Genomic DNA, 23,973 nt, shown 5'->3' with positions numbered 1-23,973 from the left:
CGCGCCCGCCCCGTTCTTTGCGACACGGAAACGTAAAAGTTCAATAGCCAATAATTCAATCGGCCGTAATTGAACATGAACTCACACGTGCAAGGCAAGCACCCGGAGAATATGCGACGGGACGGACACCTCCGCACAAAGGTGTCCGTCCCGTCTCTTTTGTGAATCCGGAGCCGCCGCCCGTCGGTGAGGGTGGTGGGGTGACCGGCGGCGGCCCCGGTGGCTGTATTCGCTGCTGAACGGGGGTTCAGGAGGATCCGGCCCCCACTGCTGAACCGGGGTTCAGGAGGGCCCGACCGCCGCTCCTGACCCCCGGTTCAGCAGGACTCAGCGGCTGTCGCTGCCCTTCGCCTCGGCCGCGGCGCGGCCCGCCTCCAGGCGCGCCACCGGGATCCGGAAGGGCGAGCAGGAGACGTAGTCGAGACCCACCTCGTGGAAGAAGTGCACCGACTCCGGGTCACCGCCGTGCTCACCGCAGACACCGAGCTTGATGTCGGGGCGGGTGGCCCGGCCGGCCTGGACGGCGCTGCGCACGAGCGCGCCGACACCGTCCTTGTCGATGGTCTCGAAGGGGCTGACGCCGAAGATGCCCTTCTCCAGGTACGCGGTGAAGAACGAGGCCTCCACGTCGTCGCGGGAGAAGCCCCACACCGTCTGGGTCAGGTCGTTGGTGCCGAAGGAGAAGAACTCCGCGGCCTCGGCGATCTGGCCGGCGGTCACGGCGGCGCGCGGCAGCTCGATCATGGTGCCGAGCGCGAGCTTCAGCTCGACGCCGGTCTGCGCCTGGACCTCGGCGATGACCTGCTCGGCCTCCTCGCGGACGATCTCCAGCTCCTGGACGGTGCCGACGAGCGGGATCATGATCTCGACGCGCGGGTCGCCCTTGGCGTCGATGCGGTGGGCCGCGGCCTCGGCGATCGCCCGGACCTGCATGGTGAACAGGCCGGGGATGACCAGGCCGAGACGGACACCGCGCAGACCCAGCATCGGGTTCTGCTCGTGCAGCCGGTGCACGGCCTGGAGGAGGCGCAGGTCGTTCTCGTGCGGCTCCTTGCGGGACTCGGCGAGGGCGACGCGCACCGACAGCTCGGTGATGTCGGGCAGGAACTCGTGCAGCGGCGGGTCGAGCAGGCGGACCGTGACGGGCAGGCCGTCCATGGCCTCGAAGAGCTCGATGAAGTCCTGCTTCTGCAGCGGGAGCAGCGCCTTCAGCGACTCCTCGCGCTCGGCGTCCGTGTCGGCCAGGATGAGGCGCTCGACGTACTGGCGGCGCTCGCCGAGGAACATGTGCTCGGTGCGGCACAGGCCGATGCCCTGGGCGCCGAAGCGGCGGGCGCGCAGCGCGTCCTCGGCGTTGTCGGCGTTGGCGCGGACGCGGAGGCGGCGGACGCGGTCGGCGTAGGCCATGATCCGGTGGACGGCGGCGACGAGCTCGTCGGCGTCGTCGGCGCCGGCGTGCATGCGGCCCTCGAAGTACTCGACGACCGGGGACGGTACGACGGGTACCTCACCGAGGTAGACCTTGCCGGTGGAGCCGTCGATGGAGACGACGTCGCCCTCCTCGACGACCTGGCCGTCGGCCGTGGTCATCCGGCGGCGCTTGGTGTCGACCTCCAGCTCCTCGGCGCCGCAGACACAGGTCTTGCCCATGCCGCGGGCGACGACGGCGGCGTGCGAGGTCTTGCCGCCGCGGGAGGTGAGGATGCCCTCGGCGGCGATCATGCCGTCCAGGTCGTCCGGGTTGGTCTCACGGCGGATCAGGATGACCTTCTCGCCGGAGCGGGACCACTTGACGGCCGTGTACGAGTCGAAGACGGCCTTGCCGACGGCGGCGCCCGGGGAGGCGGCGATGCCGCGCCCGATCTGGTCGACCTTGGCGTTCTCGTCGAACTTGGGGAACATCAGCTGGGCGAGCTGGGCGCCGGTGACGCGCTGGAGCGCCTCGGCCTCGTCGATCAGGCCCTGGTCCACGAGCTGCGTGGCGATGCGGAAGGCGGCACCGGCGGTGCGCTTGCCGACGCGGGTCTGGAGCATCCAGAGCTGGCCGCGCTCGATGGTGAACTCGATGTCGCAGAGATCCTTGTAGTGGGTCTCCAGCGTGTTCATGATGTGCATGAGCTGGTCGTACGACTTCTTGTCGATCGACTCGAGGTCGGCCAGCGGCACGGTGTTGCGGATACCGGCGACGACGTCCTCGCCCTGCGCGTTCTGCAGGTAGTCGCCGTAGACGCCGGCGTGGCCGGAGGCGGGGTCGCGGGTGAAGGCGACGCCGGTGCCGGAGTCGGGGCCGAGGTTGCCGAAGACCATCGAGCAGACGTTGACGGCGGTGCCGAGGTCGCCCGGGATGCGCTCCTGGCGGCGGTACAGCTTGGCGCGGTCCGTGTTCCAGGAGTTGAAGACGGCCTCGATGGCGAGGTCCATCTGCTCGCGCGGGTCCTGCGGGAAGTCGCGGCCGGTCTCGGCCTTCACGATCTTCTTGAAGTGCTTGACGACCTTCTTGAGGTCGGCGGCGTCCAGGTCGGTGTCGCTGGCGACCTTCTTCGAGGCCTTGGCCTCGTCGAGGGCCTCCTCGAAGAGCTCGCCGTCGACGCCGAGGACGGTCTTGCCGAACATCTGGATGAGCCGGCGGTACGAGTCCCACGCGAAGCGCTCGTTGTCGGCCTGGCGGGCGAGGCCGGCCACCGACTCGTCGGAGAGGCCGATGTTGAGGACGGTGTCCATCATGCCCGGCATGGAGAACTTGGCGCCCGAGCGGACCGAGACGAGAAGCGGGTTGTCGGCCTGGCCGAGCTTCTTGCCCATCTGCTGCTCAAGGGCGTCGAGGTGCGCGCTCACCTCGTCGCGGAGCTCCACCGGCTCCGAACCGCTCTCGAGGTAGACCTTGCACGCCTCGGTGGTGATCGTGAAGCCCGGAGGCACCGGCAGGCCGAGGTTGGTCATCTCGGCGAGGTTGGCGCCCTTGCCACCGAGCAGGTCCTTCAGGTCCCTGTTGCCCTCGGTGAAGTCGTAGACGAACTTCTGATCATTGATTTCCGACACGGGTCCCGACTCCTCGATGACTCGGTTGGCTGCCCTGACGGCGAGGAACATACCCAGATCGAAGGCTTCTGGGGAGGTACGCCTACCGGTCACACGGTCTTAACCACCCGTCCGCCAGCACTTCGAAAGTTACCGAGCCGAAGATTCCGGTTTCACGCCCCGAAGGCCAGTTGACCCAATCCAGCGGTTAGTCGCTCAGATGAGCGCCCAATCGAGCACTTGCGTTCAAGCCTTGAACACAAAAGGGGTGGCACTCAGTGCCACCCCTTCAGGCTGTGCAGCTACCCGTAACCTGCTCATCTGAGCACCACCCCCCTCAAGGGTGGCGAGGATCACTCCCCCAGAAGGGCCGGATCTCAGCCGCCGGACGTGTCCAGCTCGGCGTCCTCGCTCACGCCGGAGCAGTCGTAGGGGTCCTTCAACCAGCCGTCCGGCAGGACAACTCGGTTGTTTCCGGACGTACGGCCCCGAGGGCCGTCCGCACCCACCGGCCACGGCTGGTCCAGGTCGAGCTCGCTCAACTGAGCGCGCAACTCGTCCAGGGAAGAGGTGATGGCCAGCTTCTTGCGCATCTCGGAGCCGACCGCGAAGCCCTTCAGGTACCAGGCCACATGCTTGCGGAAGTCGATGACACCGCGTGCCTCGTCGCCCAGCCACTCGCCGAGCAGCCGCGCGTGCCGCACCATCGCGTCCGCGACCACGCGCAGACCCGGCTGGGCGTACTCACCGGTGCCCTCGAAGCCCGCCACCAGGTCCCCGAAGAGCCACGGGCGGCCCAGGCAGCCGCGGCCCACGACGACGCCGTCGCAGCCCGTCTCCCGCATCATCCGCAGCGCGTCGTCGGCCGACCAGATGTCGCCGTTGCCGAGCACCGGGATCTCCGGCACGTGCTCCTTGAGCCGCGCGATGGCGTCCCAGTCGGCCGTGCCGCCGTAGTGCTGCGCCGCCGTCCGCCCGTGCAGGGCGATCGCGGTCACGCCCTCCTCGACCGCGATCCGGCCCGCGTCGAGGTAGGTGATGTGGTCGTCGTCGATGCCCTTGCGCATCTTCATCGTGACGGGCAGGTCGCCCGCGTTGCCCACGGCCTCGTTGAGGATCGCCCGCAACAGCGGCCGCTTGTAGGGCAGGGCCGAGCCGCCGCCCTTCCGGGTCACCTTCGGGACCGGGCAGCCGAAGTTCAGGTCGATGTGGTCGGCGAGGTCCTCGTCGACGATCATCCGCACGGCCTTGCCGACCGTCACGGGATCCACGCCGTACAGCTGGATCGAGCGCGGCTTCTCCGTCTCGTCGAAGCGGATGAGCTGCATCGTCTTCTCGTTGCGCTCGACCAGGGCGCGCGTCGTGATCATCTCGCTCACGAACAGCCCCTTGCCGCCGCTGAACTCACGGCAGAGGGTACGGAAGGGGGCGTTGGTGATGCCGGCCATCGGGGCGAGCACCACCGGCGGCTGCACGATGTGCGGCCCGATGGCGAGGGGGGTGAACGCGGTCATTCGGCCATTGTCCCGCACTGCGGAGTTTCTTAGACAGCCATACGATCCGCACATGCCAGAGCTCACACGCAGCCGCCGTCTCGTCGTCCTCGCGATCTGCTGCATGAGCCTGCTCATCGTCAGCCTGGACAACACCGCGCTGAACGTCGCCCTGCCCGCCATGCGCGAGGATCTCGGCGCCACCGTCGCCGGCATGCAGTGGACGATCGACGCCTACACCCTGGTCCTCGCCTCCCTGCTGATGCTCGCGGGCTCCACGGCCGACCGGATCGGCCGCCGCAAGGTCTTCGTCACCGGCCTGGCCGTCTTCGCGCTGGGCTCGCTGCTCTGCTCCCTCGCGCCGAACCTGGAGGCCCTGATCGCCTTCCGGGCGGTCCAGGCCGTGGGCGGCTCGATGCTGAACCCGGTCGCGATGTCGATCATCACCAACACCTTCACGGAACCGGCCGCACGCGCGCGTGCCATCGGGGTCTGGGGCGGGGTCGTCGGCGTCTCCATGGCCGCCGGGCCGCTGGTCGGCGGTGTGCTGGTCCAGACGGTCGGCTGGCGGGCGATCTTCTGGGTGAATCTGCCGGTCGCCCTCGTCGCCCTGCTCCTGACCCTGCGGTACGTCCCCGAGTCCCGCGCGCCCCGGCCCCGGCGCCCGGACCCGGTCGGGCAGCTCCTGGTGACGGCGCTCCTCGCCTCGCTCACGTATTCGATCATCGAGACCGACCCGCTCTTCGCCGGGATCGCGGCCCTCGCGCTCGTCGGTCTCCTCCTCTACGAGCCCAGGCGCCGCGAGCCCCTCATCGACCTGAGGTTCTTCCGCAGCGCGCCGTTCAGCGGGGCCACCGTCATCGCGGTCTGCGCCTTCGCCTCGCTCGGCGGCTTCCTCTTCCTGAACACCCTGTACCTCCAGGACGTGCGCGGGCTCTCGCCGCTGTCCGCCGGGCTCTGGATGCTGCCGATGGCCGGCATGACCTTCGTCTTCGCCCCGCTGTCGGGCCGGCTCACGGCGGCGCGCGGGCCTCGCCTCTCCCTGCTGCTCGCGGGGACGGCGATGGCGGCGGGGCCGCTGCTCTTCGCGGCCTTCTCGGCCGAGACGAACGACGCCCTGCTGCTCACCGGGTACGTGGTCTTCGGCATCGGCTTCGGCCTGGTGAACGCCCCGATCACCAACACCGCCGTCTCCGGGATGCCCCGCGCCCAGGCCGGGGTGGCCGCGGCGGTGGCCTCCACGAGCCGCCAGGTCGGTCAGACGCTGGGCGTCGCGGTGATCGGCACGGTCCTGGCGGCGGGCGTCGGGGCCGTGCCGGACGCGGACGCGTTCGTGGCGGCGGCCCGTCCGGGCTACTGGATCATCACGGGCTGCGGGCTCGCGGTCCTGGTGGTCGGGGCGCTGACGAGCGGGGCGTGGGCGCGGCGCACGGCGGAGCGGACGGCGCGGTGCCTGGCGCCGGAGGAGGACCTGGAGGGCGCCAGGGAGGGCGGGGCTCAGGCCACGGCCAAGGCTCCCTCGGCCTGAGCCTCGCGCTCCCGGACCACCAGGTCGAGGAGGCGGGCGACGCCCGCCTGGGTGGCGTCGTCGACGGGGACGTACGTGACGAGGTGGGTCCCGGCGTTCGGGCCGAGCCAGAGGTTGGTGTGCTCGAAGCTGAGCAGCCCGACACGGGCGTTGCGGATGACCTTCACGCGGCCGCCGGGGGCGACCACCTCGCGCCGTGCCCAGATCTCCCGGAACTCGGGCGAGGCCTCTTCGAGGCGCCGTACGAGCTCCTTCCAGGCGGGTTCGGCCAGGTGCTCGGCCATGGCGGCCCGGAGCTTCCCGGCGAGCACGCGCGTGACCTCGGGCAGGTCGGTGACCGAGGCCCGGAAGTCCTCGTTCGTGAAGGCGAGCCAGAGGGAGTTGCGGTCCTCGCGGGGCAGTGCGTCCAGGTCGCAGAAGAGCTGCCCGAAGGTGCGGTTGTGGGCGAGGAAGTCGTAGCGGCTGTTCTGGATCGCGGCGGGCACGGGCTCCAGCTGGTCGAGCAGGCGGCGCAGGGTGGGCGTGACGGCGGGGCAGGTCGCCTCGGGGTGCGGGTCGGCGGCTCCGGCGAGGGCGAAGAGGTGGCTGCGTTCGGTGGGGTCGAGCAGCAGGGCTCCGGCGAGGGCGTCCAGGACCTGTGGGGAGACCTGGATGTCGCGGGCCTGTTCGAGCCAGGTGTACCAGGTGACGCCGACGGCGGAGAGGTGCGCGACCTCCTCCCGGCGCAGGCCGGGGGTGCGGCGGCGCCGGCCCCGGGGCAGACCGACCTGCTCGGGGGTGATGCGCTCGCGGCGGCTGCGCAGGAAGGCGGCGAGCTCGTGCCGTCGTACGTCCTGTTCGGTCCGCGCCTCGGGTGCGCTCATCGCCATGACGGTCATGCCTCCAGGGTGCCGGGGTGGTCAGCCGGTTTCCAGGTAGTGCTTGTACCAGGATAAGGAGACTCTGGTACCAGGCTGAGCGGAGGCGGAGGCTCGGTCCCGTGACTACGACCTCCCCTTCCGTCCGTACGGCCGACCCGGCGGAGCACCAAGCCCCGGCGCTCGGCGCCCTCGGCCTGTTCACCGTCCTCCTCGGCGCCGCGCTCCCCCTCATCGACTTCTTCATCGTCAACGTCGCCCTGCCCTCCATCGACCACGACCTGGCCGCCGGCCCGGCGCTCCTGGAGCTGGTCGTCGCCGGGTACGGCCTGTCGTACTCGGTGCTGCTCGTCCTCGGCGGGCGGCTCGGCGACCTCTTCGGCCGCCGCCGGCTCTTCCTCGCCGGCATGGCCGCCTTCGGGCTGACCTCGCTCGCCTGCGGCCTCGCCCCGGACGCCTGGACCCTCGTCGCGGCCCGGGTGGCGCAGGGCGCGGCGGCGGCGCTGATGCTGCCCCAGGTCCTCGCGACCATCCACTCCTCGACCCAGGGACCGCGCCGGGCGAAGGCGCTGAGCCTGTACGGGGCGACCGCCGGTCTCGCGATGGCGGGCGGCCAGATCCTGGGCGGGGTGCTCGTCACCGCCGACATCGCGGGCTCCGGCTGGCGTGCGGTCTTCCTGGTGAACGTGCCGGTGGCGGTGGCGGGGCTGTTCCTCGCCCTCCGTACCGTGCCGGAGACCCGCTCGGACCGGCCGGCGCCGGTGGACGTGCCGGGCACGCTGCTCCTCGCGCTCGCGCTGCTGACCCTGCTGGCCCCGCTGACGGAGGGCCGGGCGGCGGGCTGGCCGCTGTGGACCTGGGTGTCGCTCGCGGTGTTCCCGTTCGCGGCCGGGGCCTTCTGGTGGGTGGAGCGGCGGGCGGACCGCCGGGGCGCCACCCCGCTGGTCCCGCCGAGCCTGCTGGCCCTGGTCCCGCTGCGGCGCGGTCTCGTGGTGGTGCTGCCGCTCTCGCTGGGCTTCAGCGGCTTCATGTTCGTGATCGCGGTGGCGCTCCAGCAGGGCCTGGCGATGGGCGCGGTGGCCTCGGGCCTGGCGCTGGTGCCGATGGCGCTCGCCTTCTTCGGCGCCTCGCTCGCGGGGCCGCGGCTGGTGGGGCGCTGGGGCACCCGGGTCGTGCCGGTGGGGGCGCTGCTCCAGGGGCTGGGCATCGCCGCCCTCGCCTGGTCGGTGGGGCACGACTGGCAGGGGCTGTCCGTCTGGGACCTCGTGCCGGGCATGGCGGTGGCGGGTCTCGGCCAGGGGCTCCAGCTGCCGGTGCTGTTCCGGGTGGTGCTCTCCGAGGTCCCGTCGGAGCGGGCGGGCGTGGGCAGCGGGGTCATGGTGACCACGCAGCAGTCGGCGCTGACGCTGGGCGTCGCGACGCTGGGTTCGCTCTTCCTCTCGCTGGCCTCCTCGCCGGCCGACATGGGCTCGGCGCTGCGGACGACGCTGCTGGTCCAGCTGGGTGTGGTGGTGCTGACGCTGCTGCTGAGCCTGCGTCTCCCCCGCACGGTGAAGTAGGACCGGACACGGAGATGGAGTGACAGATATTGAAATCTGTCATCGCACATGTCATGGTTGTTCCATGACCACCACAGCCAAGAACCCCGTCCCCACCCGTCACCTCGGCACCACCGGCCCCGTCGTCTCCGCACTCGGCCTCGGCTGCATGGGCATGTCCGCGCTGTACGGCGAGAGCGACCGCGCCGAGTCGATCGCGACGATCCACGCCGCCCTCGACGCCGGCGTCACCCTGCTCGACACGGGCGACTTCTACGGGATGGGCCACAACGAGCTGCTCATCAGCGAGGCGCTGCGCACCGCGCCCGCCGCCGCCCGCGAGCAGGCGCTGACCAGCGTGAAGTTCGGCGCCCTGCGCACGGTCGAGGGCGGCTTCACCGGATACGACGGCCGCCCGGCCGCCGTGAAGAACTTCGCGGCGTACTCGCTCCAGCGCCTCGGCACCGACCACATCGACATCTACCGGATCGCCCGCGTCGACCCGGACGTACCGATCGAGGAGACCGTCGGCGCCATCGCCGAGCTGGTCGAGGCGGGGCACGTGCGGCACATCGGCCTCTCCGAGGTCGGTGCGGACACCCTGCGCCGGGCGGCGGCCGTGGCCCCGATCGCCGACCTCCAGATCGAGTACAGCCTGATCTCCCGGTCCATCGAGGAGAAGATCCTGCCCACCGCCCGTGAGCTGGGCATCGGCGTCACGGCGTACGGGGTGCTGTCCCGGGGCCTGATCAGCGGCCACTTCACCCGGGACCGGCAGCTCGGCCCCGGCGACTTCCGCGGGATGTCCCCGCGCTTCCAGGGCGAGAAGCTCGGCCGGAACCTGGACCTGGTGGACCGGCTGCGCGCGGTCGCCGAGTCCAAGGGCGTCACGGTCGCCCAGACGGCGATCGCCTGGGTCCTCGCCCAGGGCCCCCGGCACGGCGCCGACATCGTGCCCCTCGTCGGCGCCCGGCGCCGGGACCGGCTCGCGGAGGCGCTCGGCTCCCTGGACGTCACGCTCGACGCCGCCGACCTGGCCGCGATCGAGGAGGCCGTCCCGGCCGGGGCGGCGGCCGGCGAGCGCTACCCGGCGGCGCAGATGGCCCACCTGGACAGCGAGCACTGACAGGTACTGTCCTCTTCATGGCCGCCACCGAGACCCTGACCGCAGAGCGCATCCTCGAAGCCACCGAGGAGGTGCTGCGGCGCTACGGTCCGGCGAAGGCGACCGTCGTCGACGTGGCCCGGGTCCTCGGCGTCAGCCACGGCAGCGTCTACCGCCACTTCCGCACGAAGGCGGCGCTGCGCGAGGCCGTCACCGAGCGCTGGCTGGAGCGGACGATCGTCGCCCTCGTGCCGTACGTCGAGGCGGAGGGTCCGGCGGACGAGCGGCTGACCGGCTGGCTCACGGCCCTCTTCGCCCTGAAGCGGAAGAAGGCGGGCGGCGACCCGGAGCTGATGGCCACCTTCCAGGTGCTGATCGGCGAGAACAGCGCGGTGGTCGACCGGCACGAGGAGCACCTCGTCGAGCAGATCGCCCGCATCCTGGAGGACGGTCACCGCGAGGGCCTGTTCGCGGCGCCGGAGCGGGACGTGAAGGCGACCGCACGCGCGGTCTTCGACGCCACGGACCGCTTCCACAACCCGGCGCACGCCGCCGACTGGTCGGCCCCGGACGCCGAGGACGCGTTCACCGCGGTCGTCTCCCTGGTGCAGCGGGCACTCAAGGCCTGAGAAACGCGTCCCGCGCATCCCTTTTGAAGATCATTTGGCTTGGAGTTTCCCCTTCCCTGTCCGGTGCATGACTAGCGTTCTCCCGCACCGCGACCGTCAGCACTCCCAGGGGGAACCATGTCCACACCCGCCAAGCCGGCCCGCTCAGGCGGTTCCTCCGCGATCGGCTGGGTCCTCACGATCGGCCTCAACGTCGTCGCGCCGATCCTCACGTACAACACGCTGACGGAGGACCACGGCTGGTCCGAGTTCTCCGCGCTGCTCCTGAGCAGCGCGTGGCCGGTTCTCGACACCGCGATCATGGCGGCCTGGCGCCGCAAGATCGACGAGTTCGCGATGGTCACCCTGGTCTTCCTGGTGATCACGGCCGTGGTCTCGCTCGTCGGCGCGCACACCGCCCGCGCGCTCCTGATCAAGGACTCGTCGGTGACGGGCCTGTTCGGCCTGCTCTGCCTGGGGACGCTGCTCGCCCCGCGCCCGCTGATGTTCTACTTCGGCCGCAAGTTCGCGACCGACGGCACCCCGGCGAGCACGGCCTGGTGGAACGGCATGTGGCAGTTCGAGGGCTTCCGTTCCACCATGCGCACGATGACGCTGGTGTGGGGCGTGGCGTACGTGGCCGAGGCGCTGGTCCGGATCGCCCTGTCGTACGCGCTGCCGACGAAGACCATGGTCACGCTCAGCCCGGTCATGATCTACGGCGTCCTCGGCGCCCTGGGCGTGTGGACGGCCTGGTTCGGCAAGCGCCGCGCGGCGGAGGGCGCCCGCCGCGCGGCCGAGGCGGAGGCGGCGGCCGGCGCGGCGACCGCCTGACGGCACGCGGAAGCCCCCGGCTCCTTCGGAGGAACCGGGGGCTTCCGCGTGTCCGCGATCAGAGGGTTCAGCAGCCGATCAGGCGGCTGGCCAGGTAGCCCTGGATCTGGTCGAGGGAGACGCGCTCCTGCTTCATGGTGTCGCGCTCGCGCACGGTCACCGCGTTGTCCTCGAGGGTGTCGAAGTCGACGGTGACGCAGTACGGCGTGCCGATCTCGTCCTGACGGCGGTAGCGGCGGCCGATGGCGCCGGCGTCGTCGAACTCGATGTTCCAGTTCTGGCGCAGGTCCGCCGCGAGGCCCTTGGCCTTCGGGGAGAGCTGCGCGTTGCGGGAGAGCGGGAGGACCGCGACCTTGACCGGGGCGAGGCGGTGGTCGAGGCGCAGCACCGTGCGCTTCTCCATGACGCCCTTGGCGTTCGGGGCCTCGTCCTCGATGTACGCGTCGAGCAGGAAGGCCAGCATCGCGCGGCCGACACCGGCCGCGGGCTCGATGACGTACGGCGTGTAGCGCTCGTTGGACTCCTGGTCCAGGAAGGTGAGGCTGGCGCCGGAGGCCTTGGAGTGGGCCGTCAGGTCGTAGTCCGTGCGGTTGGCGACGCCCTCGAGCTCGCCCCACTCGCTGCCGCCGAAGGAGAAGCGGTACTCGATGTCGGCGGTGCGCTTCGAGTAGTGGGAGAGCTTCTCCTGCGGGTGCTCGAACCAGCGCATGTTCTCCTCACGGAGACCCAGGTTGGTGTACCAGTTCCAGCGCTGCTCCATCCAGTACTCCTGCCACTGCTCGTCCTCGCCCGGCTTGACGAAGAACTCCATCTCCATCTGCTCGAACTCGCGCGTGCGGAAGATGAAGTTGCCCGGAGTGATCTCGTTCCGGAAGGACTTGCCCATCTGCGCGATGCCGAACGGGGGCTTCTTGCGCGAGGTGGTCTGCACCTGGGCGAAGTTGGTGAAGATGCCCTGGGCGGTCTCGGGACGCAGGTACGCGACGGAGCCGGTGTCCTGGGTGGGGCCGAGGTGCGTGGAGAGCAGGCCGGAGAACTGCTTGGGCTCGGTGAAGGTGCCCTTGTTGCCGCAGTTGGGGCAGTTGAGGTCGGTGAGGCTCTCGGGGAGACGGCCGTGCTTCTCCTCGTACGCCTCCTCCAGGTGGTCGGCGCGGAAGCGCTTGTGGCAGGAGGTGCACTCGGTCAGCGGGTCCGTGAAGGTGGCGACGTGGCCGGAGGCCTCCCAGACCTCGGTGGCCAGGATGACCGACGAGTCGATACCGACGACGTCCTCGCGCGCGGTGACCATGTAACGCCACCACTGGCGCTTGATGTTCTCCTTGAGCTCGACGCCCAGGTGCCCGTAGTCCCAGGCGGCGCGCTGACCGCCGTAGATCTCACTGCAGGGGAAAACGAAGCCACGGCGCTTGCTCAGGCTGACGATGGTGTCGATCTTGTCGGCGGCCACGGTGCTCTCTTCATTACGACGACGAAGTGCGAATGCCTCAGGTTACCGGCGCCCGCACCCCCCGTATCAAATCGGTTCTGCGACCGGGGCCCGCGAGGGCGCCCGAGGGGCCCGCGTGGGAGGGACCACACGGAAGGCAATTGACAACCGTTTCCAGTTTTGTTGAAAATGAGTGTCATGAACGTACGTCGCCTGATACCCAGCACCGCCCTCGCCGGAGCCGTCGCGCTCGGCATCGTCTCCCTCTCCGCCTGCTCCGGAACCTCCGACGCGGCGGACAAGGGAAGCGACGGCAAGCTGGACGTCGTGGCGTCGTTCTACCCCATGCAGTACCTGGCCGAGCAGATAGGCGGCGGCCACGTCGCGGTCGACACGCTCACCAAGCCCGGCGTCGAACCCCACGACCTGGAGCTCAAGCCGAAGCAGATCGGCGAGCTCGGCGAGGCCGACGTCGTCCTCTACCTCAAGGGCATCCAGCCCGCCGTCGACGACGCCATCGCCCAGGCCGGCGTCAAGAACACCGTCGACGCCTCCACCCTCACGAAGCTGGAGGAGCACGGCGCCGAGGTCGGTCACGACCACGCGGGCGAGGAGGCCGGGCACGACCACGGGTCCGAGGCCGGCGCCGACCCGCACATCTGGCTCGACCCCGTGAAGTACGCCGAGGTCGCCCAGGGCGTCGGCAGCGCCCTGGAGAAGGCGGACCCGGACCACGCCGCCGACTACAGGAAGAACACCGAAGCGCTGGTGAAGAAGCTCGGCGACCTGAACACCGAGTTCGAGACGGGCCTGAGGAACACCGCGACGAAGACGTTCATCACCACCCACTCCGCCTTCGGCTACCTCGCCGAGCGGTACGGCCTGGAGCAGGAGGGCATCACCGGCATCGACCCCGAGTCCGAGCCGAGCCCCGCCCGCATCAAGGAACTTCAGGACATCGCGAAGAAGGACAAGGTCTCCACCGTCTTCTTCGAGACCCTCGCGAGCGACAAGACCGCGAAGACCCTCGCCGGCGACACCGGTCTGAAGACCGACGTGCTCGACCCGCTGGAGGGAATCACGGACAAGTCCAAGGGCGATGACTACATCGAGGTCATGCAGTCCAACCTCGCCGCGCTGAAGAAGGCCCTCGGCGCCAAGTGACCACAGCACAGCAGGAGGCACTCGTGAGCGACGAGCCCGTCATTTCCGTCCGCGGAGCCACGGCGGCCCTCGGCGCCCGCCCCGTCCTCCGGGGCGTCGACCTCACCGTGAACCGCGGCGAGGTCGTCGCCCTGCTCGGCGCCAACGGCTCCGGCAAGTCCACCGCCGTCCGCGCGATCATCGGCCAGGTCCCGCTGACCGGCGGCACGATCGAGCTGTTCGGCACCGAGCGGAAGCGGTTCCGCGACTGGGCCCGCGTCGGCTACGTGCCGCAGCGCACCACCGCCGCCGCCGGCGTCCCCGCCACCATCCGCGAGGTCGTCTCCTCCGGCCGGCTCTCCCGCCGCAGGTTCGGCTGGACGACCCGGGAGGACCGGGCCGCCGTCGAGCGCGCCATCGAGCTCGTCGGTCTTACCGACCGCGCCAGGGACTCCGTCTCCGCGCTCTCCGGCGGCCAGCACCAGCGGGTCCTGATCGCCCGCGCGCTCGCCTCCCGGCCCGAACTCCTGATCATGGACGAGCCGATGGCCGGCGTGGACCTCGCGAGCCAGGAGATCCTCGCCTCGACCCTGCGCGAGCAGGTCGCCGACGGCACCTCCGTCCTCCTCGTCCTGCACGAGCTGGGCCCCCTGGAGCCCCTCATCGACCGCGCGGTCGTCCTGCGCGACGGCTGCGTCGTCCACGACGGCCCGCCGCCCGAGGCCCTCGGCCAGCACGCGCTGCCGGGCCACGACCACGTACATCCGCACGCGGCCGGCGAGCCGCTCCGCACGGGACTGCTGACCTGACCATGGACTTCCTCGAACCTGCCTTCATGCAGCGGGCGCTCCTCGCCGCCGTCCTCGTCGGCATCACCGCGCCCGCCGTCGGCATCTACCTCGTCCAGCGCCGCCAGGCCCTGATGGGCGACGGCATCGGCCACGTCGCCATGACCGGCGTCGGCCTCGGCTTCCTGCTGAACTCCAGCCCGGTCTGGATGGCGACCCTCGTCGCCGTCGCCGGCTCGGTCGCCATGGAGCTGATCCGCGCGTACGGGAAGACCCGCGGCGACCTCGCGCTCGCGCTGCTCTTCTACGGCGGCATGGCGGGCGGCGTCCTGCTGATCAACCTCTCGCCGACCGGCTCCAACGCCAACCTCAGCTCGTACCTCTTCGGCTCGCTGTCCACGGTCTCCACCGAGGACGTCACGGCGATCAGCGTCCTCGCCGCCTTCGTGGTCCTCGTCACGGTCGGCCTGCGCAAGCAGCTCTTCGCCGTCAGCCAGGACGAGGAGTTCGCCCGGGTCACCGGCCTGCCGGTGCGCGCCCTGAACCTGCTGATCGCGGTCACCGCCGCGGTGACCGTCACGGTCGCCATGCGGGTCGTCGGCCTGCTGCTCGTCAGCGCGCTGATGGTGGTGCCCGTGGCGGCGGCCCAGCAGCTGTCGAAGTCCTTCCGCGCGACCTTCGTCCTCGCGGTGGCGACCGGCATCACCGTCACCCTGGCCGGCACGGTCACCTCGTACTACCAGGACGTGCCGCCCGGCGCGACGATCGTGCTGTACGCGATCGGGATCTTCATCGTGCTGACCCTGCTCGCCACCCCGCTCGCCAAGCGGCGGGCGCGGGCGGCCGAAGCGGCCACCCGGGACTGCGACGCACAGGTTCCGGCCACCCGGCGGCCGACGGACGACGTGAAGGTCTGATCCGCGACTGATCCCGGGGGCACGGGGGACTGGCAGAATGGCGGGGGCAGACAAGCATCCAAGGAGGCCCCCGTGGCGACGGCAGGACCCCCCGTACGCGGCCGCTCGACCAAGCAGCGGGCCGCCGTGTCGGCGGCACTGAGCGAGGTGGACGAGTTCCGCAGCGCCCAGGAGCTGCACGACATGCTCAAGCACCGCGGCGACTCCGTCGGCCTCACCACCGTCTACCGCACGCTCCAGTCCCTCGCGGACGCGGGCGAGGTGGACGCGCTGCGCACCAGCGACGGCGAGACGGTCTACCGCCGCTGCTCGACCGGCGACCACCACCACCACCTGGTCTGCCGCGTCTGCGGCAAGGCCGTGGAGGTGGAGGGCCCGATGGTGGAGCAGTGGGCCGAGACCATCGCGTCGGAGCACGGCTTCGTGAACGTGGCGCACACCGTCGAGATCTTCGGCACGTGCGCGGAGTGCGCCGAGAAGTGACCTGACATACGAAGGGCCCGCACCGGAGAGATCCGGTGCGGGCCCTTCGTCGTTCCGGGCTCTCAGGCCCGGGTGATGTTCCGGTCCAGGAGCGTCCGCAGCCGGTCCTCGTCGGCCGGACCGGCGAGCCCCCGCTTGGGCAGGTACGCGAAGCCGGTGCCGGACTGCTTCGCCGTGAGCAGCACGAAGAGCCGGGGCGTCTCCACGTAGCGGGGCAGCAGCGGCCAGCGGATCGTGGTCTCGCTGTCCCGGGAGGTCCACCGCCCACCGTCCCCGTCCACGACCGCGTGGGCCTCGCCCTGGGTCCTGATCAGCCGGAAGAGGCTCTGGGCCGTCGCCCAGGGCAGCGACTCCGCGCAGCCCACGGCGACGAGGCCGAGCACCGTCATCAGGGCGGTCGTGCCCGGTTCCGGCGAGGGCGGCAGCAGGGCCAGACCCGCGACGAGGAAGGCGAGCACCCCGCCGCCCCAGGCCGTCCAGCGCAGCAGCCGCCACCAGACGGTGGCCCGCAGCCGGACCCGTACGGCTTCCTTCACCTCACCGAAGTCGGGCGCGTAGACGAGCTCCACCCGCTCCGGCTCCACCCGCACGGGCTTCTCCCCCTCCCCCACCGCCGGCTCAGGCCTTGTCGAGGACGGCGAGGTCGGCCGGGTCGACACCGCCGAAGCGGCGGTCGCGCTGGGCGTACTCGATGCACGCCCGCCACAGGTCACGGCGGTCGAAGTCGGGCCACAGCACGTCCTGGAAGACCATCTCGGCGTACGCGCTCTGCCAGATCAGGTAGTTGGAGGTGCGCTGCTCGCCGCTGGGCCGCAGGAACAGGTCCACGTCCGGCATGTCCGGGTAGTAGAGGTACTTCTGGATGGTCTTCTCGGTGATCTTCGCCGGGTCGAGCCGACCCGCCTTCACGTCCTCGGCGAGCGCCTGCGCCGCGTCCGTGAGCTCCGCGCGGCCGCCGTAGTTCATGCAGAAGTACAGCGTGAGCTTCGTGTTGTCCTTGGTCTGCTCCTGCGCGACCTGGAGCTCCTTGGCCACCGACTTCCACAGCTTGGGCATCCGGCCCACCCAGCGCACCCGGATGCCGAGCTCGTCGAGCGTGTCGCGCGTCTTGCGGATGAAGTCGCGGTTGAAGTTCATCAGGAAGCGCACCTCCTCGGGCGAGCGCTTCCAGTTCTCGGTGGAGAAGGCGTACAGCGAGATCGCCCCCACGCCCATCTCGATCGCGCCCTGGAGCACGTCGAGCACCTGCTCGGCGCCGACCTTGTGCCCCTCGGTGCGCGGAAGCCCGCGCTCCTTGGCCCAGCGGCCGTTGCCGTCCATGACGATCGCGACGTGCTCCGGCACGAGCTCGGCCTGGAGCTTCGGCGGGCGGGCACCGGACGGGTGCGGCTCGGGGGTCCTGTACTCCCGACGCTGGCGCCCGAGGAGTCGTGCGATGGCCATGAGTGGTCTCTCCTAGCTTTTCTCTACATACCGCAGGGAGCGCAGGCCGCGCTCCAGGTGCCAGTGCAGATAGGCGGACACGAGCCCACTGCCCTCCCTGACGTGACGCGGCTCGCACGCGTCCGCCGTCGCCCAGTCGCCGGTGAGCAGCGCGCTGAGCAGGCCGATGGCCTCCGCTGAGGGTACGACGCTTCCGGGCACCCGGCAGTCGCCGCATATGACCCCGCCCGCTGCGACCGAAAAGAACCGGTTCGGGCCGGGAAGGCCGCATTTCGCGCAGTCCTCGAAGCTGGGCGCGTAGCCGTTCACGGCGAGGGAGCGAAGGAGGAAGGCGTCCAGGATGAGGTGCGGTGCGTGCTCACCCCTGGCGAGCGTCCGCAGGCCGCCCACCAGCAGCAGATACTGCTGGACGGCGGGCTCCCCCTCGTGGTCGGTGAACCGCTCCGCCGTCTCCAGCATGGCCGTCCCGGCGGTGTACCGGGCGTAGTCGGTGACGATCCCGCCGCCGTACGCGGCGATCGTCTCGCTCTGCGTGCAGAGCGGCAGCCCGCGTCCGACCAGCTCACTCCCCCGGGCGAAGAACTGCACGTCCACGTGCGAGAAGGGTTCGAGGCGCGCCCCGAACTTCGACTTCGTCCGGCGTACGCCCCGCGCGACAGCGCGTACGCGGCCGTGACCGCGCGTGAGGATCGTGATGATGCGGTCCGCTTCACCCAGCTTCTGGGTGCGCAGCACGATGCCGTCGTCGCGGAACAGACTCATGGGCCCATTCTCGCGTACGGCGGCGGCGCTCCGGGCCGGACCTCACGAGCCGGACGTCACGCCGCCCTCCCGGGCGCCGGGGCCTGCGGGGGCCGGGCTCTCAGGGCACCTCGCCCCGGCTCCGCGCGTTCACGAGCGCCGTGGCCGCGCTCAGCCGCTCCGCCGACGTCGCCTCCCGCACGCCGTCCGGCTCCACGTCCCACTCCCGCCCGCCCCCGAGCGGACGGACCTGGACGTAGGGCCCCTCATGCCCCATCACCCTCCCGACCCGCCCCGTGCGGATCTCGACGACGTACGACCCGATGGGCAGCGTCATGAACGACTCTCCTCCCTCGGCAGTACGGCGGCGGCGAGGAGCCGGGCCGTTTCCACCGTGCAGCATCCCAATTCCACGAGCGGCCTCGGGGGCTCCGCGGCGAGCGTGACGACGTCGAGCCCGAGCGAGGGGAGCGTGATTCCCGCCCTCGCGAGGGCCTCGCGCAATTCCGCCACTGCCTCTTGTGCGGTTCCGAGTGCCCCCGTGGTCGTCTTCATGATGTCTTCCTTCACCAACGTATGCCTTTCTGAATCCATTTCCCGCTTCGCCTCTCCAGGGTGGGGGCAGATCCGTAGAATCGGCAGATGCGCAGGCTCTACAACTGCGGGGTAGGGTTGGGGAGTTAATCCATGGCCAAGAGCAGGCAGCAGGACGCGTGGGAGTTCTTCGGCGACCTGCTGAAGGAACGCCGGGAGGCGGCGAGGCTCTCGCAGGGCGAACTGGGCAGACGCGTGTTCGTATCCGGGGCGTACATCGGCCTGTTCGAGCAGGGAATTCGAAAGCCGCAGCTGGATGTGGCGGTACGAATCGACGAAGTCCTACAAACCGGCGGTATTTTCGAACGTACGTGGCGCAGACTCATCAACAAGTCGCCGTACGCCTCTTATTTCAGCGAGGTGGCGGAGCTGGAGTCGGTGGCGACGAAGATCTGCGAGTTCGCACCCACGGTGGTGCCGGGGTTGATGCAGACGGCGGAGTACGCGCGGGCGGTGACGGTTGCGGCGCACCCGTTCGCCACGGAGGAGTTCATCGAGGAGAAGGTCACCTCGCGGATCGCCAGGGCGGCGATCCTCCGAGGTACGACAAGGCCCGAGTATTGGGTCGTCCTCCACGAGAACGTGGTCCTCACCCCAGTGGGCGGCCCGCCGGCGATGGCGGCAGCACTGGACCACGTCGCGAAGCTGATCCGCGAGCGGTTGGTCCTGGTGACCATCATCCCCAGGACGGTCGGTGCGCACTCCGTCATGGAGGGCTCGCTCCGGCTGATGGAGTTCGACGACCAGCCGCCAACGGCCTATACCGAGACCGCGTTTTCGGGGACCCTCCTCGATGATCCGGCGATGGTGAAGCAGGCACAGCGCGCCTACGATCTGCTCAGGGTCGTCGGCTTGTCGCCGGAGGCGTCCCTGGCCCGGATCGAATCGGCGGCGGAGGACTACAGACGATGCGCGAGTACGACCTGAACAACGCCCACTGGTTCAAGAGCTCCTACAGCAACGGCGACGGGGGCAACTGCGTCGAGGTCTCGCACGACTTCGCCGGCATCGTCCCCGTCCGGGACAGCAAGGTCGTCGACGGGCCCGTCCTCATCGTGACCGCCGCCGCCTGGTCCGCGTTCGTCGCAGACATCAGCGGATGACGACCGCTCCCTCCGACGACACCGGAGGGGGCCGAGCCCACCGCCTACCACCGGCGCATACGGAAGCGACCGAGGGGTTCAACACTGCGTGATCGCCCCTTACGATCTCCGCCATGTCGATCATCCCCTCCACGCCCGTCGTCCAGGGCTCCAGGAAGGCCTCGCTCCGGCTCGACGGCGACGCGCTGCTCCTGAGCCGTCCGCACGAGGAGGCCCGCATCCCGCTGGCGGCGGTCGAGCGGATCCGGGCCGAGGGGCGGTCGCTCACGGTCGAGCTGACGGCTCCGGCGGGCAGCACGCGGTACGTGCACCGGATCGACGGGGCGAGCGCGGCGGCGGCGAGCATGTTCGCGGAGGCGGTGAACGCCGCCCTGCCCGGGACGCCCGGACGGGACACGTCGGCCGACGGGACCGCGCTCGTCGAGACGCGCGCCCTCCCCAGGAGCCGCCGGTCGGTGAAGCTGCGGCGCATCCTGTGGATGTCGGCCGGGGCCCTCGCGCTGCTCGTCGTCCTGTGCGTGATCGCCGCCCGCGCCGGGGAGGCGGTCGCCATCGTGGTCTTCGTACCCATGGGCCTCATCTCGACGGCGGCGCTCGCCGTCGGCGCGAACGCGCTGTTCAACTGGTACCGCGAGTGGCGCCTGACCCGGCACGGCATCACGACGTTCGCCGCCGAGGTGCCGGAGCGGCCGGGGATGTACCTCTACACGGACCCGGCGGGCCGCATCCGCCACGTGTTCACCTGGGCGGGCGGCATCGCCGTCAAGGTCTGCTACGACTCGCGGGACGCGGGGGACGTCGTCCTGCCGAGGCCGGCGCTGCTGCGGCGCGGGGAGCTCTCGCTCGGGTTGTTCCTGGCGCTCTGCGGGGCCGGGGGCTTCGTCGGCCTGGTCGCGATGACCGTCGGGGCGGTCGACGGATCGATGAACTTCTCCGAGCCCGCCTAGGCCACCTAGCAAGACTTATGGAAGTCATAAGTCCGTCTTATGAGGCCATAGACCGGGGGCGGGTACCGCTCCGCGCGAGGTGTTATTTAGGGTGACCTAAGTGTCGGCGGCTTCGCCGCCACGTCGCTTGCGAAGGGAATCCAGTCATGCCCCGCCCCCTCCGGGTCGCGATCGTCGGCGCCGGCCCCGCCGGAATCTACGCCGCCGATGCGCTGCTGAAGTCCGAGGCCGCCGCCGAGCCGGGTGTGTCGATCGACCTCTTCGAGCGGATGCCCGCGCCCTTCGGCCTCATCCGCTACGGCGTCGCCCCCGACCACCCGCGCATCAAGGGCATCATCAACGCCCTCCACCAGGTGCTCGACAAGCCGCAGGTCCGCCTCTTCGGCAACGTCGACTACGGCACCGACGTGCACCTCGACGACCTGCGCGCCTTCTACGACGCGGTGATCTTCTCGACCGGCGCCATGGCCGACCGCGAGCTGCGGATCCCCGGCGTGGAGCTGGACGGCGCGTACGGCGCCGCCGACTTCGCGTCCTGGTACGACGGCCACCCGGACGTGCCGCGCACCTGGCCGCTGGAGGCCGAGAAGGTCGCCGTCCTCGGCGTCGGCAACGTCGCCCTCGACATCGCGCGCATCCTCGCCAAGACGGCGGACGAGCTGCTCCCGACCGAGATCCCGGCGAACGTCTACGACGGGCTCAAGGCCAACAAGGCCGTGGAGATCCACGTCTTCGGCCGCCGCGGCCCGGCGCAGGCGAAGTTCAGCCCCATGGAGCTGCGCGAGCTCGACCACTCGCCGAACATCGAGGTCATCGTCAACCCCGAGGACATCGACTACGACGAGGGCTCGATCGCCGAGCGCCGCAAGAACAAGCAGACCGACATGGTCGCCAAGACCCTGGAGAACTGGGCGATCCGCGACGTCGGCGACCGCCCGCACAAGCTCTTCCTGCACTTCTTCGAGTCCCCCGTCGAGATCCTCGGCGAGGACGGCCGGGTCGTCGGCCTGCGCACCGAGCGCACCGAGCTCGACGGCACGGGCAACGTGAAGGGCACCGGCGCCACCACCGACTGGGACGTCCAGTCCGTGTACCGCGCCGTCGGCTATCTCTCCGACGAGCTGCCCAAGCTGCCGTGGGACGCCGTCTCCGGCACCGTCCCGGACGAGGGCGGCCGCGTGATGGAGGAGACCGGCGAGCACATGGCCTCCACCTACTGCACCGGCTGGATCCGGCGCGGTCCCGTCGGCCTCATCGGCCACACCAAGGGCGACGCCAACGAGACCGTGGCGAACCTCCTGGACGACTTCGCGAACGGGCGCCTGCTCACGCCGGACACCCCGGAGGCGGACGCGGTCGTGTCCTTCCTGGAGGGCAAGGGCATCACGTACACGACGTGGGAGGGCTGGTACGCCCTGGACGCCGCCGAGAAGGCGCTCGGCGAGCCGCAGGGCCGCGAGCGCGTGAAGATCGTCGAGCGCGAGGACATGCTGCGCGCGAGCGGCGCGATCGAGTAGTCCCGAGGCCCTCGCCTCCTCCCGGTCCTACGCTGGAAGGACCCGGAAGAGGTGAGGGCCATGTCCGCACCCACGATCGACCGGATCGCGCAGGCGAGGACCGCGGCGGCCCGGGAGTCCTGGGCCGAGGCGTACGGACTGCTGCGCGCCCACGACGCGCACCCCTCGCGCGCGCTGACCGCCGACGACCTGACGATCCTGGCCGACGCGGCCTGGTGGTCGGGGCACGTGGACGAGTCGGTCGCGGCCCGGCTGCGGGCGCACGCGGCGTACGTGGCGGGCGGCGACCACCGCGGCGCGGGGCTCGCCTCCTGGTGGCTGTCGTACGAGTACGAGGGCCTCGGGCGGCCCGCGGCGGCGTCCGGCTGGCTGCACCGGGCCCATCACCATCTGGACGACCAGCCGCCCTGCCCCGAGCAGTGCTTCCTCGCGTGGACCGACGCGGAGGAGGCGGCGGCCCGGGGCGACCACGCCGCCGCCCTGGCAGCCACCCGCCGTATGACCCGGCTCGCCCTGCGCTCCGGCAGCCCGGACCTCCTGGCCCTGAGCCGCCAGGCCGAGGCCTCGGTCCTCCTCGCCCGCGGCCGGCGCGCCGAGGCCCTGGCCCTCCTCGACGACGCGATGTGCGCGGTCACGGCCGGCGAACTGAGCGGCATGTTCACGGGCTGGCTGTACTGCCTGGCCCTCACCCAGTGCATGGAGACGGCGGACTTCGGCCGCGCGGTGGAGTGGACGAACGCGGCCATGGAGTGGTGCGCGCCCCCGTGGACGGGCCGCCCGGCGGACGCGGCCGCTCCCGCCGGCGGTACGGCGACGGACGAGGGCGCGGCCGTCGCCGGGGCCCCCGCCTCCCTCCCCATGACCGTCCCGACCGGCGAGAACCCCTTCCGGGGGGTGTGCCGGGCGCACCGGGTCGAGGTGCTCGACCTCCTCGGGGCGTGGGCGCTCGCGGAGGCCGAGGCCCGGCAGGCGTGCCGGGAGGTGCCGGTGGACTGCCTGGAGTCGGCGGCCGCCGCGTACTACGCCGCCGGGGACGTCCAGCGGCGCCAGGGCCGTCTGGAGGAGGCCGCCGCCTCGTACGCGCACGCCCACGAACTGGGCCGGATCCCGCAGCCGGGCCTCGCGCTGCTGCGCCTCGCGCAGGGCCGGGCCGACGCGGCGGTGGCGGGCGTCGACCTGGCGCTCGCCTGCCGGACCGACCACCGCCACGACGTCCTCGGCCGGGCCCGGCTGCTCGCCGCCCGCACCGAGGTGGCCCTCGCCGTCCGTGACGTGCCCGGGGCGGCGGGCGCGGCGGCGGAGCTGGAGGTGCTCGCCGGGGACGTACCGCTGCTCCGGGCCATGGCCGACACGGCGCGGGGCGCGGTGGCCCTGGCGGAGGCCCGGCCGGAGTCCGCCCTGCGGCTGCTGCGCCGGGCGCTCGGCGGCTGGCTGGAGCTGCGGGTGCCGTACGAGGCGGCGCAGGTGCGGATGCTGCTCGCGGCGGCCGACCGTGCGGTGGGCGACGAGGAGGCGGCCCGGCTGGAGCTGGGCGCGGCGCACGCCGTGTTCGAGCGGCTCGGGGCCGTGCCGGACGCCCGGCGGGCGGCGGCCCTGCTGACCGGCGGGGCGCGCCGGCGGCTGCCGGGCGGGCTGACCGCCCGGGAGGCGGAGGTGCTGCGGCTCGTCGCCTCGGGCGGCACGAACAGGGACATCGCGCATGCCCTGGTGATCAGCGAGCACACGGTGGCCCGGCATCTGAACAACATCTTCGCGAAGCTGGGCGTGGGTTCCCGCGCCGCCGCCACGGCCTACGCGTTCGCGCACGACCTGGTCTGAACGGCCCATACAGGGCCCTTGTAGGACCATGGGCGGTTCGGGCGATGCGGGCGCGGGGGCCGCGCGGCTACA

Annotated in this window: 23 protein-coding genes; 14 read left to right on the top strand and 9 right to left on the bottom strand. The window is 71.1% G+C overall.

Annotated features, from left to right (window positions below):
• Nucleotides 1–327: 327 nt before the first annotated feature.
• Nucleotides 328–3,039, bottom strand: a complete 2,712-nt coding sequence (gene ppdK / locus IE237_RS12120; RefSeq protein ID WP_189801915.1) for a pyruvate, phosphate dikinase — start codon at nucleotides 3,037–3,039, stop codon at nucleotides 328–330.
• Nucleotides 3,040–3,395: 356 nt separating this feature from the next.
• Nucleotides 3,396–4,532, bottom strand: a complete 1,137-nt coding sequence (gene dusB / locus IE237_RS12115) for a tRNA dihydrouridine synthase DusB (protein ID WP_141297967.1) — start codon at nucleotides 4,530–4,532, stop codon at nucleotides 3,396–3,398.
• 52 nt (nucleotides 4,533–4,584) lie between these two features.
• On the opposite strand from dusB, the gene IE237_RS12110 reads away from it, so the two are divergent.
• Complete coding sequence (locus IE237_RS12110; RefSeq protein ID WP_189801914.1) at nucleotides 4,585–6,039, top strand: MFS transporter; 1,455 nt, start codon at nucleotides 4,585–4,587, stop codon at nucleotides 6,037–6,039.
• Here IE237_RS12110 and IE237_RS12105 read toward each other — a convergent pair.
• Complete coding sequence (locus IE237_RS12105; RefSeq protein ID WP_189801913.1) at nucleotides 6,009–6,917, bottom strand: MmyB family transcriptional regulator; 909 nt, start codon at nucleotides 6,915–6,917, stop codon at nucleotides 6,009–6,011. The genes IE237_RS12110 and IE237_RS12105 overlap by 31 nt on opposite strands.
• Nucleotides 6,918–7,018: 101 nt before the next feature.
• Between IE237_RS12105 and IE237_RS12100 the strand changes: the two genes are divergently transcribed.
• The 4 genes from IE237_RS12100 to IE237_RS12085 all read left to right on the top strand — a co-directional run bounded on the left by IE237_RS12100 (nucleotide 7,019) and on the right by IE237_RS12085 (nucleotide 10,981).
• The gene (locus IE237_RS12100) at nucleotides 7,019–8,455 is read left to right on the top strand and encodes an MFS transporter (RefSeq protein ID WP_229842599.1); all 1,437 of its coding nucleotides are present in this window, start codon (nucleotides 7,019–7,021) and stop codon (nucleotides 8,453–8,455) included.
• A 64-nt stretch (nucleotides 8,456–8,519) separates the two neighbouring features.
• Complete coding sequence (locus tag IE237_RS12095) at nucleotides 8,520–9,560, top strand: aldo/keto reductase (protein ID WP_189801912.1); 1,041 nt, start codon at nucleotides 8,520–8,522, stop codon at nucleotides 9,558–9,560.
• 17 nt (nucleotides 9,561–9,577) lie between these two features.
• Nucleotides 9,578–10,168, top strand: a complete 591-nt coding sequence (locus IE237_RS12090) for a TetR/AcrR family transcriptional regulator (RefSeq protein WP_189801911.1) — start codon at nucleotides 9,578–9,580, stop codon at nucleotides 10,166–10,168.
• Nucleotides 10,169–10,285: 117 nt separating this feature from the next.
• On the top strand, nucleotides 10,286–10,981 hold the full coding sequence (locus IE237_RS12085) for a VC0807 family protein (RefSeq protein ID WP_189801910.1): 696 nt from the start codon (nucleotides 10,286–10,288) through the stop codon (nucleotides 10,979–10,981).
• 67 nt (nucleotides 10,982–11,048) lie between these two features.
• Here the strand turns inward: IE237_RS12085 and IE237_RS12080 are convergent, their stop codons facing one another.
• The gene (locus tag IE237_RS12080) at nucleotides 11,049–12,428 is read right to left on the bottom strand and encodes a glycine--tRNA ligase (protein WP_189801909.1); all 1,380 of its coding nucleotides are present in this window, start codon (nucleotides 12,426–12,428) and stop codon (nucleotides 11,049–11,051) included.
• A 177-nt stretch (nucleotides 12,429–12,605) separates the two neighbouring features.
• Between IE237_RS12080 and IE237_RS12075 the strand changes: the two genes are divergently transcribed.
• The 4 genes from IE237_RS12075 to IE237_RS12060 all read left to right on the top strand — a co-directional run bounded on the left by IE237_RS12075 (nucleotide 12,606) and on the right by IE237_RS12060 (nucleotide 15,738).
• Nucleotides 12,606–13,571 carry a metal ABC transporter substrate-binding protein gene (locus IE237_RS12075; protein WP_189801908.1) on the top strand — a complete coding sequence of 322 codons (966 nt, stop codon included), beginning with the start codon at nucleotides 12,606–12,608 and terminating at the stop codon, nucleotides 13,569–13,571.
• Between the two features lie 23 nt (nucleotides 13,572–13,594).
• Nucleotides 13,595–14,359, top strand: a complete 765-nt coding sequence (locus IE237_RS12070; protein ID WP_229842597.1) for a metal ABC transporter ATP-binding protein — start codon at nucleotides 13,595–13,597, stop codon at nucleotides 14,357–14,359.
• Between the two features lie 2 nt (nucleotides 14,360–14,361).
• Nucleotides 14,362–15,255, top strand: coding sequence for a metal ABC transporter permease (locus IE237_RS12065; RefSeq protein ID WP_189801906.1), 894 nt, complete (start codon nucleotides 14,362–14,364; stop codon nucleotides 15,253–15,255).
• A gap of 72 nt (nucleotides 15,256–15,327) precedes the next feature.
• Nucleotides 15,328–15,738, top strand: a complete 411-nt coding sequence (locus tag IE237_RS12060; RefSeq protein WP_189801905.1) for a Fur family transcriptional regulator — start codon at nucleotides 15,328–15,330, stop codon at nucleotides 15,736–15,738.
• A 62-nt stretch (nucleotides 15,739–15,800) separates the two neighbouring features.
• Here the strand turns inward: IE237_RS12060 and IE237_RS12055 are convergent, their stop codons facing one another.
• The 5 genes from IE237_RS12055 to IE237_RS12035 all read right to left on the bottom strand — a co-directional run bounded on the left by IE237_RS12055 (nucleotide 15,801) and on the right by IE237_RS12035 (nucleotide 18,477).
• The gene (locus IE237_RS12055; protein WP_189801904.1) at nucleotides 15,801–16,328 is read right to left on the bottom strand and encodes a YcxB family protein; all 528 of its coding nucleotides are present in this window, start codon (nucleotides 16,326–16,328) and stop codon (nucleotides 15,801–15,803) included.
• Nucleotides 16,329–16,356: 28 nt separating this feature from the next.
• The gene (locus IE237_RS12050; protein WP_189801903.1) at nucleotides 16,357–17,181 is read right to left on the bottom strand and encodes an isoprenyl transferase; all 825 of its coding nucleotides are present in this window, start codon (nucleotides 17,179–17,181) and stop codon (nucleotides 16,357–16,359) included.
• Nucleotides 17,182–17,193: 12 nt separating this feature from the next.
• Complete coding sequence (recO, locus tag IE237_RS12045) at nucleotides 17,194–17,943, bottom strand: DNA repair protein RecO (RefSeq protein ID WP_123452137.1); 750 nt, start codon at nucleotides 17,941–17,943, stop codon at nucleotides 17,194–17,196.
• A 100-nt stretch (nucleotides 17,944–18,043) separates the two neighbouring features.
• Nucleotides 18,044–18,259 (bottom strand): hypothetical protein, encoded by a 216-nt coding sequence (locus tag IE237_RS12040; protein ID WP_189801902.1) that lies wholly within the window; start codon nucleotides 18,257–18,259, stop codon nucleotides 18,044–18,046.
• A complete protein-coding gene (locus IE237_RS12035) occupies nucleotides 18,256–18,477 on the bottom strand; it encodes a hypothetical protein (protein WP_189801901.1) in 222 nt (73 codons plus the stop codon). Before IE237_RS12035 ends, IE237_RS12040 begins: the two co-directional genes overlap by 4 nt.
• A gap of 132 nt (nucleotides 18,478–18,609) precedes the next feature.
• Between IE237_RS12035 and IE237_RS12030 the strand changes: the two genes are divergently transcribed.
• The 5 genes from IE237_RS12030 to IE237_RS12010 all read left to right on the top strand — a co-directional run bounded on the left by IE237_RS12030 (nucleotide 18,610) and on the right by IE237_RS12010 (nucleotide 23,901).
• Nucleotides 18,610–19,443, top strand: coding sequence for a helix-turn-helix domain-containing protein (locus tag IE237_RS12030; RefSeq protein WP_189801900.1), 834 nt, complete (start codon nucleotides 18,610–18,612; stop codon nucleotides 19,441–19,443).
• A complete protein-coding gene (locus tag IE237_RS12025) occupies nucleotides 19,425–19,619 on the top strand; it encodes a DUF397 domain-containing protein (protein ID WP_189801899.1) in 195 nt (64 codons plus the stop codon). Before IE237_RS12030 ends, IE237_RS12025 begins: the two co-directional genes overlap by 19 nt.
• Before the next feature lie 113 nt (nucleotides 19,620–19,732).
• Nucleotides 19,733–20,566: a hypothetical protein gene (locus IE237_RS12020; RefSeq protein ID WP_189801898.1), complete on the top strand. Its 834-nt coding sequence runs from the start codon at nucleotides 19,733–19,735 to the stop codon at nucleotides 20,564–20,566.
• 146 nt (nucleotides 20,567–20,712) lie between these two features.
• On the top strand, nucleotides 20,713–22,083 hold the full coding sequence (locus tag IE237_RS12015; protein ID WP_189801897.1) for an FAD-dependent oxidoreductase: 1,371 nt from the start codon (nucleotides 20,713–20,715) through the stop codon (nucleotides 22,081–22,083).
• Nucleotides 22,084–22,143: 60 nt separating this feature from the next.
• A complete protein-coding gene (locus tag IE237_RS12010) occupies nucleotides 22,144–23,901 on the top strand; it encodes a LuxR family transcriptional regulator (RefSeq protein ID WP_189801896.1) in 1,758 nt (585 codons plus the stop codon).
• Nucleotides 23,902–23,973: the final 72 nt, after the last annotated feature.

Origin of the sequence: Streptomyces tanashiensis, from assembly GCF_014648895.1 — a bacterium.
Lineage (GTDB): Bacteria > Actinomycetota > Actinomycetes > Streptomycetales > Streptomycetaceae > Streptomyces > Streptomyces tanashiensis.
The sequence above is the reverse complement of the archived record's forward strand: the minus strand, read 5'-3'. Positions and strand labels throughout refer to the sequence as shown.